This window comes from uncultured Capnocytophaga sp. (assembly GCF_963525585.1).
In the GTDB taxonomy this organism is placed as follows: Bacteria; Bacteroidota; Bacteroidia; order Flavobacteriales; family Flavobacteriaceae; genus Capnocytophaga.
Map to the genome: position 1 here is coordinate 1 of NZ_CAURLX010000054.1, position 12085 is coordinate 12085.

Here is a 12085-nt window from a genome sequence, read left to right on the forward strand (position 1 = left end):
AGCGGTCGGCGGTATTCATCGTACCGATAATATAGAGATTAGGGGGCAAAATAAGGTTGTTTTCTCCCTCAATGGCATACATACTTTGCACTGCTTCACCACGGTATTCTAAGGCATAGATAAGTTCGCCGAGTACAGCTGATAAGTTCGCACGGTTGATTTCATCAATAATAAGAACGTAGTTTTTAAGTTTACTTTTATGAAAGATATATTTCTCTAAGAATCTTTCTATAAGCAATTTGTAGTTTGAATATCTTATTTCTATTCCTAATAGATTTCTAGTATTTTTAGCTGTTATTTCAAAATTTTCTTCTATTACTTTTTCTATTAATTTCTTTAAGAAATTAATATCAATAGTAGAGCTCGTGTTATTTAATATAAATTCTTCTTCTTTTATATTTGTAATAGCTGTTTTTTCATCAAGAATATATTTGGATTCTTTTTCTATAATATTTTGAATTTCTCTTTTAAACCTATCAAAATTATTGTTTATCCAAGATTTTATATTTCCATCACTATAAAGATAATTTTCTAAAGCCTCTTTAGCAAACTTAGCTAACACTTTATTTTCAGCACTATATAGAATACCGTCACCCTCTTCGTTAGGTTTAGCGACTATTCCCCTTACAAAATCTTCATAAGAGTAACTGGGGTGAAACTGAATGAGTTTGAATCGCTCATTGCCCTCTAAACTATCATTTTCACCTAAACCTAATAACGCTTTGGCAATACGTTTAGCCTCACGAGTTTTACCAGTACCAGGAGGACCTTGTAAAATAATTTGAGGTTTATATTTTAGAAGTTCTATCATATGATTATTCTCTTGTTTATTTGTGTTTTCGTTCATAATATTTAGTAAGTATCGAGCTTTTTCTAATGTTGTATCTGTAAGTGTTTTTCGAGGTAAATCATCATCAACATCCCACTCCCCTTTCTTAAACCATTCGACCTCTCGGCAATGTAAGAATTCCTCTCTATTCTCATCATAATAATAATCAGAGATTACTTTGCCATAGCCTAATAAAGTATTTTTTCCTTTTTTAGCAATGACAATATCGCCTATATTTATTTTATTTTCTCCGTTGCAAAAATCATCAATAGCAGAAACATTATTGCGTTGGTCCTCTCCTCCTCCATAATTATCTATTAGGGCTTCAAGAATAGATTTTCTATCCGTGTAAATTTCTAAATCTCCCAATTTGTCCCAGCCAATAGCCATAATACCTCCGTTATAAAACTCCTTCCACTTAACAGCTTGTTTACCAGGACTATACAACCAATAACGTTTAGTATCTTCATTTTCGTTATTCATATTTTGATAGACTGTCATAGTATTCACTTTTTAAAGCAACAAAGATAGTGAAAAAAATGATAAAAGTTAGGAGAAATCCTAATGTTTTTAGTATCTTTGCTCTTAATTCTCTAAAAATATACAGGAATGAAAAAAATAACCTTTCCTACACCTTATACAATTCTTTTTGTAGTGATTTTTTTAGCAGCAGCTCTTACTTATGTGTTACCTTCGGGAAAATATGATACGCTTTTGTATGATAAGCAAAGGGATTTGTTTGTCATACAGAGTATAGATACCACTTATACGGTGGAAGCTACCCAAGAGTCATTGGAAAGACGAGGAATAGGGATTTCTTTGAGTAAGTTTAAAGAACAAAAGATTAAAAAACCTATTTCTATTCCTAACACTTATAAGTCACAAGAGGCACCTGGTCAGGGTATATTGGAGGTTATTTACGCTCCTATTAAGGGGATTTATGATACGATTGAGGTTATTCTATTTGTTTTGTTCTTGGGAGGATTTATTGGGGTTTTTAATAGCTCAGGAGTACTTAATCAAGGAGTTGGTTATCTTGCTCATCGCTTCAAGGGACGGGAAGGAATACTTATTATAGTGCTTACTACACTGATGGCATTAGGAGGAACTTCTTTTGGTATGGCAGAGGAATCTTTGGCATTTTATCCTATGTTAGTTCCTATATTTTTAGCAGCTGGATATGATATGATGGTTCCTTTGGCTGTGATTTTAGTAGGAATCAATGTAGGAACTCTTGCCTCCACAGTGAATCCTTTTGCGGTAATTATCGCTTCAGATGCTGCCGGTGTGGACTGGACAGCAGGAATTATTATAAGACTTGTAGCTTTGGGCTTATGCTTGGTTATAGGAATACTTTATGTAATCCGATATGCTGAAAGGGTGAGGAAGCACCCAGAACGCTCTCTTGTGAAAGGAATCACAATTCCAGAAATTTATCAGAACCATTCTCATATCCAAGTAACACACTTGAGTTTGGGTGCAAAATTGCAACTAACAATCTTTGCACTTACCTTTGTGATAATGATTATAGGAGTTTCCCAGTGGGAATGGTGGTTCTTGGAAATGACCGCTTTATTTTTAGTTTCCTCAGTAGTCATTGCATTTGTACAGAAAGTAGGGGAAAAGCCTTTCGTAAGGCACTTTCTTACAGGAGCTTGCGATCTTCTTGGAGTGGCTTTTATCATAGGAATTGCTAGGGGTGTTTCTATTATTCTTAATGAAGGACAAATATCGGATACATTACTTTATTATGCAACAAATATGGTGGGTGGTATGTCTCCAATGGTCTTTTTGCCAGTACTGATGCTTGTTTTTGCCGTATTGAGTTTTTTTATAGCTTCTTCTTCAGGAATGGCGGTACTGACAATGCCTATTATAGGAGCTTTGGCTTCTGTAGTAGGAGTGGAGGGGCAAAGTGTGGTCAATGCCTATCTTTTTGGAATGGGAATTATGGGATTTGTTACCCCTACAGGAGTTATATTACCTTCTCTGGCTATGGTCAATATCAACTATAATCAATGGCTGAAATTCTCTTGGCCTTTGATTCTTATCTATAGTGTAGTATTAACGATTTTACTATGGTTATAGGGCAATAAAGTAAAAATTATTGGAAGAAAAAATTTTCAGTTTTGTACTTTTTTCATTACCTTTGTGGGTGAATTCAAAAACATTTAATTATGGATAATAAGAAAGTAATCTTAATGATATTAGATGGTTGGGGAATTACTCAAAACCCAGAGGTTTCAGCACCATTTAATGCAAAAACTCCTTTTATAGAATCTTTAGAAAGAGACTATCCACACGCTTCCCTTCGGACAGATGGCGAATTTGTAGGACTTCCAGATGGACAAATGGGCAATAGTGAGGTTGGACATATGAATTTAGGAGCAGGACGTGTAGTTTATCAGAATTTGGTAAAGATTAATAAAGCTGTTCGTGAGCAGACACTTAATAATGAAAAGGTATTGGTAGAGGCTTTTGCTTATGCAAAACAACATCAGAAGAAAGTACATTTGCTAGGACTTGTTTCCAATGGAGGAATACATTCACATATAAATCATCTAAAAGGACTCTTGCTAGCTGCTAAGCAACACGAAGTTCCTAATGTATTTGTCCACGCTTTTACTGATGGACGAGATTGCGACCCTAAGTCTGGAGTAGGCTTTATTGAAGAATTACAAGATTATATGAAGCAAACAACAGGAACTTTGGCTTCAATCATAGGGCGTTATTATGCAATGGATAGAGATCATCGTTGGCAACGTGTTGCTAAAGCTTATCACCTGCTTGTAAATGGAGAAGGCGAACATTCTACCAATCCTATAGAAAGTCTTCAAAAAAGTTATGCAAAAGGTGTTACAGATGAATTTGTAGAGCCTATTACTTTGGTAGACAATCAGGATAAACCCTTAGCTACCATTGCTCCTGAAGATGTAGTGATTTTCTTTAATTATCGTACGGATAGAGGACGAGAACTGACTCAGGCTCTCTCTCAAGAGGATTTTCCAGAAGAAAAGATGAAGAAACTTCCTCTATACTATGTTACAATGACTTGTTATGATGAAAAATTCCAAGGAGTTAAAGTTATATATAACAATGATAATCTCAACAATACATTAGGAGAAGTACTCGAAAAAGCAGGTAAAAAACAAATCCGTATCGCAGAAACAGAAAAATATCCTCACGTAACATTCTTTTTCTCAGGAGGAAGAGAAACACCTTTTGAGGGTGAATCTCGTATTCTATGCCCTTCTCCCAAGGTGGCTACTTATGACTTACAGCCTCAGATGAGCGCTAATGATATTGCTGATGCAATTATTCCTGAACTCAAGAAGCAAGAGGTGGATTTCGTATGTTTGAATTTTGCCAATGGTGATATGGTAGGGCATACAGGAGTAATGGAAGCTGCTATAAAAGCTTGTGAAACAGTGGATTCCTGTGCTAAACGAGTGATAGAGACAGCTCTGGAGAATGGATATAGTACTTTGGTAATTGCTGACCATGGGAACTGTGAGGTGATGCGTAATGAAGATGGTTCTCCTAATACAGCTCATACCACGAATCCAGTGCCTTTCATCCTAGTAGATAAAGATAAACTTCCTGTACAGGATGGTATATTAGGAGATATTGCTCCTACAATACTAGACTTATTAGGAGTGGCGCAACCTACAGAGATGACACAACATTCATTGATAAAAAAATAAGAGAAATAATGTAAAAAAATCCTCCTAAATCATATTTTTAGGAGGATTTTTATTTCTAAACAAATCTTTTATAACTTGAAGGTATAATGTTTAAGCTATTCTAAGCCTTATAACTCTTTGGTTGAACCGTTTGTAGAAATAAGGAATTTTGTAGAGAATTCTGAAAATAAAAGGATATCGACCTCTTTCATAATCACTCATAAAATATTCTTTTTCTATATGAATTTTATTATTCCATTCCTCTAAGTTGAGACTGTTTAGTTCACTCCATTTGAACTCAGGGCGCTGTTCTTTTTGCATAGAACCTAAAGAATCGTGATTTTTAGCGTGTCCTACTAATGAATAAGCAAGCATATCGAAGAGAATAGTAGCTTCATCTAACTCTTTACAAAGAGTTTTAAAGAAGGTTTTCACATCATTTCTATCAAAGTACATAAGAACTCCTTCTATGAGGATAAGAATGGGTTTTTGGTGTGCTTTTACGGTTTCTATCCATTGAGTATCGAAAAGAGAGAGTGGAATAAAGCTATGTTGCTCATTCTCTTGGAAGAATTTTTTGCGTAGGTTAATGGCTTCAGGAAGGTCAAGATCATACCAATGAGTAACTGAGGGGCATCCTAATCGCTCATAACGGGCGTCTAATCCAGCTCCTAATTGAATAACTATAGCATCAGGATGTTGAGCTAAGAAAGATGAGGTTTCTTTGTCAAAAAGGCTTGCTCTGAGGCATACACCTGCTTGGCTAAATTTGGATTTTTTGAATTTTGAGAAGTCATAATCAATCTGAGAGATAATTTCCTGTGCTTTTGTATCTGTTAAGAAAGGCTGTTTATAATTACGTTCTTCAGCCTTTGCCCATAAGGTAATAAGCATTGTTTCAGGAATTTTACCTAAATGTTGGGGACTTTCTGTTTTCATTTTAGTAAGGTTTATTTTTACTAAACAAAAATAATAAAAAAAGCAATATAAATGTATTTATTAAATCTTAAAAAATACATTAATTTTTCTGAAACAGAAAATTATGATTTGAATTTATAACAAATAATTCCTCCAAAAACTACCAATAAGCCCCAACTAAGAAAGTAAGTCGGATAAATGAGATAATACTATCTTCCTTAAGGGTGATAGGACTTTGTAGGCTCTTGATTTCTTCCTCATCAATAAAAACAGCAAAGAGCCCATCAGTAAAAGCTAATAAAGCAGTAGCTATAGCCTTATCAAGGTCGGCTAATTCTCGATTTTCTTTTTCTCCAAAGGTAATCCTCCCTTCTTCTGCTTGTTCGCTAATTTCTTTGGGGCTGAGAAAGGGTAGGAGAGAGGTATCTAATCGAGACTCATTGAAACGCTTAACTTCACTTCTGACACATTCTTGGATAAGTTGCTCAAGTGTTTCAGGGTTATTTTCTAAGGTAATCTCAATGATTTTTATCTTCTTCTTTCCTAGTTTTTTTAGGTGGATTTGCATATGTTAGAATTATATTTTTCGTATATTTTTAAGAAAAATCCATTTCATCAAAACTACTTCTTTTCCATCTTGTTCAAAAGCTGCAAAACGAGGAGCAAGGAGGATAGCAATACTTCCAGAGATAAAAAAAGTAACCAAATGGGCTAATTTAGGAAAGAAATAGAGAATTCCTAACCGAATAAGTATAAAAAAAGCTCCAAAACAAAAGAAATTGAATATAAAAGCACGTGTTTTAGCAGACATATGTTGTATTTTTACAGTTATAAAAGAAAATCTGTGAAAGATCACAGATTTTTTAGAGAAATAAATTTAGCATCTTCTTCCGTGAGGGCAGGCGTGCCCCTGAAAAGCTCCACAACTAGTTGCTAGAAAACCTAAGGAGAGTACAATGCAGATAATTTTAATCCATTTCATAGTTGTGAGTTTAATTATTTATATACCCCATAACTGGTATATTTGTCCATTCTTTTTTCAAGTAATTTTTCTACAGAGAGTTTAGAAAGTTTCTTGTAGGTATCTTCAATGGTTTTTCTTACACTTTCAAAGATAGCAGGTTTATCTCTGTGAGCCCCTCCTAGAGGTTCTTTGATAATATCATCAATAAGCCCATTTGACTTCATATCTTTAGCAGTGAGCTTAAGGGCTTCAGCAGCACGTTCTTTATATTCCCAAGTACGCCAAAGGATAGAAGAACAGGACTCAGGAGAGATTACAGAATACCAAGTATTCTCAAGCATAAATACTTTATCTCCCACACCAATTCCTAAAGCTCCTCCAGAGGCTCCTTCTCCTATGATAAAGGCAATAATAGGAACTTGCAGACGCGCCATTTCTAATAAATTACGAGCAATAGCCTCTCCTTGCCCTCTTTCCTCAGCTTCTATACCAGGGTAAGCTCCAGGGGTATCAATAAAGGTAACAACAGGAATGTTAAACTTCTCTGCTGATTTCATAAGCCTCAAGGCTTTGCGATATCCTTCAGGATTAGGCATTCCAAAATTGCGGTATTGTCGTGTTTTGGTATTATTTCCTTTCTGTTGTCCAATAAACATATAGGATTGGTCTCCTATTTTTCCTAAGCCTCCAATCATAGCCTTATCATCACCTACAGTGCGATCACCGTGAAGTTCAATAAAGGTATTTCCACAAAGAGCATTGATATATTCCAGTGCATAAGGACGTTCTATATGTCTGGAAACCTGTACACGTTGCCAAGGAGTAAGGTTCTCATAGATTTCTTTTTTTACTTGTTCTAACCGCTTAGAGAGCTTTTTGCAAGTATCAGAGACATCTACATTACTTTCATTTCCAAGGGCAATACATTTATCTAATTGTTCTTCAAGTTCCTTAATAGGAAGCTCAAAATCTAAATATTCCATATTCTTTCAGTTTGATTCTGAATGGCTCCGAAAGCCACCCTATTTAGCGAGGCAAAAATACGTATTTTTTTTGAAAAATATAAAAATTTAACGTTGGTGATAAGGTGGAATTTTAATTTCTGTTATCTTTAACTAATAAAATTCCATATTCCTTTATTTTTCCTAAGCAAGTCTAATGTGCGAGCGACATTTCGGTGGGCTGGATCGGTTAGTTCTGGGTCTATACGGATAAGGTCAGAAGCATAATCTCGAGCTATCTTGAGTAATTGATTATCCTTGACTAAGTCGGCTATTTTCAGAGCAAGAACGCCACTCTGTTGCTTTCCCATTAGGTCGCCAGGACCTCGGAGCTTTAGATCTACCTCAGCGATTTGGAAGCCATCATTGGTAGAAACCATTGTTTCCATACGAGTACGAGAATCACTACTGAGCTTCACATCGGTAATAAGGATACAATAGCTCTGTTCAGCACCTCGCCCTACACGCCCTCGTAATTGGTGTAGTTGGGAGAGTCCAAACCGTTCGGCACTTTCTATGAGCATTACAGAGGCATTAGGCACATTGACTCCTACTTCTATGACTGTGGTGGCTACCATAATCTGGGCTTTTCCTTCCACAAAAAGCTGCATCTGAGCTTCTTTTTCCTCTGGCTTGAGTTGCCCATGTACCATTGCTATTGTATATTTTGGTGCGGGAAAAGCGTTACAGAGCTGTTCATATCCTTCAGTAAGGTTTTTGAAAGAAAGAGCTTCTGATTCTTCAATTAGTGGATAGACTACATATACTTGTCTTCCTTTTTCTATTTCATTATGTAGGAATTGATATATTTTGCTACGTTGTCCATCATACTGATGTATGGTTTTGATAGGTTTTCTTCCAGGTGGTAATTCATCAATAACAGAAATATCTAAGTCTCCATATAAGCTCATAGCCAGCGTGCGAGGGATAGGAGTAGCGGACATTATTAGAATATGAGGTGGGAGCAAATTCTTATGCCAAAGTTTGGAGCGTTGTTCTACTCCAAATCTGTGTTGTTCATCTATAATGGCGAGACCTAGATTCTGGAACTTAACTTTATCCTCTAATAGAGCGTGAGTTCCGATAACAATCTGTAAATTACCACTTTCTAGTTGTTCTAGGATAGTACGTCTTTCTTTGGTTTTAGTGTTTCCTGTCAGCAATGCAATAGGAATATGAGTTTTGGCAAGTAAGGAGGCAATTCCTTGAAAATGTTGTTGAGCAAGAATTTCGGTGGGAGCCATAAGGCAAGCCTGATAGCCATTATCCAAGGCAAGAAGCATAGAGAGAAGCGCAACAATGGTCTTTCCTGCTCCCACATCTCCTTGTAAGAGTCTGTTCATTTGAGCACCTGTTCCCATATCACTCCTGATTTCTTTGATGACTCGCTTTTGCGCATTGGTCAAAGGAAAGGGGAGGTGTTCGTGATAAAAAGTATTAAAATAATCTCCTACTTTTTTGAAAGGAAATCCTTTTAGCTTCTTGTTGAGGTAGTTTTTCTGTATTAGCTGGAGTTGAATATAGAAAAGTTCTTCTAATTTGAGCCGAAATAAGGCTTTGGAAAGCAACTCCTGAGACTCCGGAAAATGTACTTGAAAGAGCGCTTCTCCTTTGGAGAGTAAGTGCAGAGGAAGAAGCATTTCACTAGGAAGTGTTTCAAGGAACCCTTTTCCTACTTCCTGAAAGATATTCTCAACTAGTTTTCTGACTACTTTTTGAGTAATTCCTCGCTTATTGAGCTTTTCTGTGGAAGGATATACAGGCTGAATTTTGCTTAGCAAGTGTCGTTGGTGTTCTTCTAAGGTTTCCATCTCAGGATGAGGCATAGAGAAAACACCTGCGAAAAGAGAACATTTTCCAAAAACTACATAAGGAACATTCAATAACAGATGATCTTTAATCCATTGGGACGGGCGGAACCAAATAAGCTCCATTGTAGCAGTTCCATCAGTAAAGGTAGCCACTAATCGCTGTTGGGCTTTGCTTTTCCCCTCAACGGTCTTTAGGTGAATAATTTTGCCAATGATTTGTACTTCAGTAGAAGTTTCTTTTAAGTCTTGTATTTTATAGTATTGAGTTCTATCAATATAACGAGTAGGAAATAGGTGTAACAAATCTTGAAAATTGGTTACTTGGAGCTCACTTCTGAGCAGAGAAGCACGCTGATCACCTACTCCCTTTAGGTATTCAATAGGGGTTTCTAGCATCTCAATACATTTATTCTTAGAATTCTAATTATTAAGCAAATCGACGGTTACAATCCCATCTGTATCTATCTTCTTGAGCACTACAGGCTGTAGGGTATTGATCAGCTCAGGGTTGAAAGGCGTCTTTACTTTTACGTAATTCTCTGTAAATCCGTGCATAAAGCCGTCTTTGTTATCACTTTCAAAAAGCACTTCGCGAGTAGTACCGAGTTGTTTTTCATAGAAATGGTGTCGTTTCTTAGCCGAAAGCCCGCGAAGCATACGGCTACGCTTGGCACGAACCTCGCTTGGTACGACACCCTCCATCTCTACCGCTTCGGTATTGGCGCGTTCGGAGTAGGTAAAGACGTGTAAGTAAGAGACGTCCAACTCGTTAAGGAAATGGTAAGTCTCCAAGAAATGTTCGTCCGTCTCCCCAGGGAAGCCTACAATTACATCTACTCCTATACAAGCATCGGGCATCTCTTCACGGATTTTGGCAACTCTATTTTGGTAGAGTTCCCTAAGGTAGCGGCGCTTCATTTTTCTGAGGATATCATTGCTACCACTTTGCAGAGGAATATGAAAGTGAGGGACAAAGGTTCGACTCTGTGCCACAAAAGCAATAGTCTCATCCTTGAGCAAGTTAGGTTCAATAGAGGAGATGCGTAAGCGTTCTATCCCCTCCACTGTATCTAAAGCTTGTATGAGTTCCAAGAAAGTATGTTCGTGCTTTTTGTTGCCAAACTCTCCCTTACCATAGTCTCCAATGTTCACTCCTGTAAGGACGATTTCTTTGATGTTATTCTCCGATATCTTCTTGGCATTCTTCAAGATGTTCTCTATGGTATCACTACGGGAAATACCACGTGCCATAGGGATAGTACAATAGGTACATTTGTAGTCGCAACCGTCCTGAATCTTGAGAAAAGCACGGGTACGGTCGCCTATGGAGTAGCTCCCTACATAGAAATCTGCTTCGTTGATGTCACAGGAGTGAATCTGCCCTTTGTTGAGCTTAGTGAGGTCTTCTATATATTGAGTAATGTTGAATTTCTCTTTGGCACCCAATACCAAATCCACCCCATCAACAGCGATGAGGTCTTCAGGCTTGAGCTGGGCATAACAACCTATAGCTGCAATAAAAGCATTTTCGTTGTGCTTGAGCGCCTTACGTACAATTTGCTTGAACTGCTTGTCCGCATTCTCGGTAACAGAGCAAGTATTAATCACATAAATATCAGCAGGTTCCTCAAAATCTACCTTATCATAGCCCTCATTCTCAAAGCTACGGGCAATGGTGGCTGTCTCAGCAAAATTCAGCTTGCAACCCAAGGTATAAAAGGCAACACGTTTTTTCATAAGGGTAAAAGTAAGATTTAGTAAAAAATCTTCAACTCAATTAAATGAGTTTTAAATTTGGGGCAAAGGTACAAAAAAACTTTATATTTTGTAAATCCACCTTGAAATCCATAAAAATGAGTATTTTTGTGAGCTCTAAAATACTTACTTTTATGAAATCTAAAGTCCCTTTTTTGAATGTTGAAAAAGGAGATTTCTTTTTGATAAAAGAAGTCATAATTACCAAAGACACTACCTACTCAAGTCTTCGGGAGCAGTTTCCTACCCATGAGATATGGGAGGTAGGGACAGGCTACTATTGGATCTATTTTGACAAATGTCCTTTTGAGGGGAAGTTATTCCATGTGTCAGTTTGTTTTGATAGAGAACGCTTGTTTTCCATAGAATTTTCTATGAATGAACGACAAACTTCTTGGGAGGATTGGAGTGAGGCTTACGAGCTGAAAACAGAAAAATATTACAAACAATGGATTTCCTCCCAAATAGGCGAAGCACATTCTTTTGATTGGGGAAGTGTAGGAGCTCATTATGACCGCAAAGGAGGAAGTACTTTTATGTGGGTTACTTACAAATAAAATATGAAAAAAATAAAATATGAAAAATGAAAAACTTACCCCTTATATAGAAGAAGCCTATACTATTTTTGCTCCTTATGGTATTACCCCGCCGTTAACGGTCTGTGATTGTGGAAACTGTATTACTGGGGAGGAAATAAAATTATTGGTAAATACCCCTTTGCGGGAGCTTTCTCGAGATTTGATAGATACTTATATCAGTGCTATGTTTGAGAGTGAAGACAAAGCAATTATGGAGCTTCGGTATTTCTTACCACGTATGCTAGAACTTCTCTCCCAAGGAGAAATTTTATACATAGATGAAGGTTTTTCACTCTCTAAATGTCATTTTGAACGCACTCATATATGGAAAGAGGAAGAAATAGCTTTTATGGAGCGCTTTGCAAAAGCCTTTTTTGATGAGGTACTTCAGGTAGAGAGTCCTGACCTATGCGACTCAGTGGAGGACTGGCTGTTTTGTTTTGGCTTGAGTGGCTTGCCTATAGCTCCCCTTTTAAATAGTTGGCCTCAACAGGCTGATAAGGTAATGGCATTGTACTACTTTGAGGAGTTCCTCACTCATAGCTT

Annotated in this window: 11 protein-coding genes; 4 read left to right on the forward strand and 7 right to left on the reverse strand. The window is 36.9% G+C overall.

What is annotated here, in order from left to right; genetic code table 11:
• The coding region (locus tag RYK20_RS09925) for an AAA family ATPase (protein WP_314895300.1) at window positions 1-1330 on the reverse strand (1330 nt) is incomplete at its 3' end.
• A gap of 108 nt (window positions 1331-1438) precedes the next feature.
• On the opposite strand from RYK20_RS09925, the gene RYK20_RS09930 reads away from it, so the two are divergent.
• Window positions 1439-2917, forward strand: coding sequence for a YfcC family protein (locus RYK20_RS09930; RefSeq protein ID WP_314895301.1), 1479 nt, complete (start codon window positions 1439-1441; stop codon window positions 2915-2917).
• Window positions 2918-3006: 89 nt separating this feature from the next.
• Window positions 3007-4533 (forward strand): 2,3-bisphosphoglycerate-independent phosphoglycerate mutase, encoded by a 1527-nt coding sequence (gene gpmI, locus RYK20_RS09935; protein ID WP_314895302.1) that lies wholly within the window; start codon window positions 3007-3009, stop codon window positions 4531-4533.
• Between the two features lie 90 nt (window positions 4534-4623).
• On the opposite strand, the gene RYK20_RS09940 is transcribed toward gpmI, so the two are convergent.
• The 6 genes from RYK20_RS09940 to mtaB all read right to left on the reverse strand — a co-directional run bounded on the left by RYK20_RS09940 (window position 4624) and on the right by mtaB (window position 10943).
• The gene (locus tag RYK20_RS09940) at window positions 4624-5451 is read right to left on the reverse strand and encodes a class I SAM-dependent methyltransferase (protein ID WP_314895303.1); all 828 of its coding nucleotides are present in this window, start codon (window positions 5449-5451) and stop codon (window positions 4624-4626) included.
• Window positions 5452-5590: 139 nt separating this feature from the next.
• On the reverse strand, window positions 5591-5998 hold the full coding sequence (locus RYK20_RS09945) for a hypothetical protein (protein ID WP_314895304.1): 408 nt from the start codon (window positions 5996-5998) through the stop codon (window positions 5591-5593).
• A 9-nt stretch (window positions 5999-6007) separates the two neighbouring features.
• Complete coding sequence (locus tag RYK20_RS09950) at window positions 6008-6241, reverse strand: hypothetical protein (protein WP_311456366.1); 234 nt, start codon at window positions 6239-6241, stop codon at window positions 6008-6010.
• A 185-nt stretch (window positions 6242-6426) separates the two neighbouring features.
• Window positions 6427-7377, reverse strand: a complete 951-nt coding sequence (locus RYK20_RS09955; protein ID WP_297980984.1) for an acetyl-CoA carboxylase carboxyltransferase subunit alpha — start codon at window positions 7375-7377, stop codon at window positions 6427-6429.
• A gap of 128 nt (window positions 7378-7505) precedes the next feature.
• Window positions 7506-9602, reverse strand: coding sequence for an ATP-dependent DNA helicase RecG (gene recG / locus RYK20_RS09960; RefSeq protein ID WP_314895305.1), 2097 nt, complete (start codon window positions 9600-9602; stop codon window positions 7506-7508).
• Between the two features lie 24 nt (window positions 9603-9626).
• Window positions 9627-10943 carry a tRNA (N(6)-L-threonylcarbamoyladenosine(37)-C(2))-methylthiotransferase MtaB gene (mtaB, locus tag RYK20_RS09965; protein ID WP_314895306.1) on the reverse strand — a complete coding sequence of 439 codons (1317 nt, stop codon included), beginning with the start codon at window positions 10941-10943 and terminating at the stop codon, window positions 9627-9629.
• A gap of 152 nt (window positions 10944-11095) precedes the next feature.
• Between mtaB and RYK20_RS09970 the strand changes: the two genes are divergently transcribed.
• Together RYK20_RS09970 and RYK20_RS09975 are read left to right on the forward strand one after the other, a co-directional pair.
• A complete protein-coding gene (locus tag RYK20_RS09970) occupies window positions 11096-11518 on the forward strand; it encodes a hypothetical protein (RefSeq protein ID WP_314895307.1) in 423 nt (140 codons plus the stop codon).
• Between the two features lie 19 nt (window positions 11519-11537).
• A partial coding sequence (locus tag RYK20_RS09975; RefSeq protein ID WP_314895308.1) for a hypothetical protein occupies window positions 11538-12085 on the forward strand: 548 nt, incomplete at its 3' end.